Source organism: Flavobacterium soyae (assembly GCF_021245985.1).
Lineage (GTDB): Bacteria > Bacteroidota > Bacteroidia > Flavobacteriales > Flavobacteriaceae > Flavobacterium > Flavobacterium soyae.
The window spans coordinates 1-310 of sequence record NZ_JAJQXA010000063.1 but is presented as its reverse complement, the minus strand read 5'-3'; the positions used below and the strand labels follow the sequence as shown (position 1 = coordinate 310).

The window sequence follows — 310 nt, the reverse complement described above, 5'->3', positions numbered from 1 at the left end:
AGTGCCTCAGGTCGAGGACATCGTGGCGAAAATCGCGCGTATTCCGCCTAAGCACGTCACCAGTTCCGACAAGGAGCTGCTGCGTAACCTGGAGCGTGACCTGAAGCTGACGGTGTTCGGCCAGGATGCGGCCATCGACTCGCTGTCGACCGCCATCAAGCTGTCCCGCGCCGGTCTCAAGTCGCCAGACAAGCCAGTGGGTTCGTTCCTGTTCGCCGCTCGGGGTCCGCCCGAGCAGTTGGTGCGCGACATCCTTGACGTTCGGGTTGGGATGGACGGGATAGAGGATCTGGATGTCCGGATTCCGTTC

At 61.9% G+C, this 310-nt stretch carries 1 pseudogene; it reads left to right on the top strand.

Going from position 1 to position 310, the window contains the following annotated elements:
* A pseudogene (locus LUU93_RS21940) lies at positions 1–310 on the top strand (hypothetical protein); the annotation flags it as partial.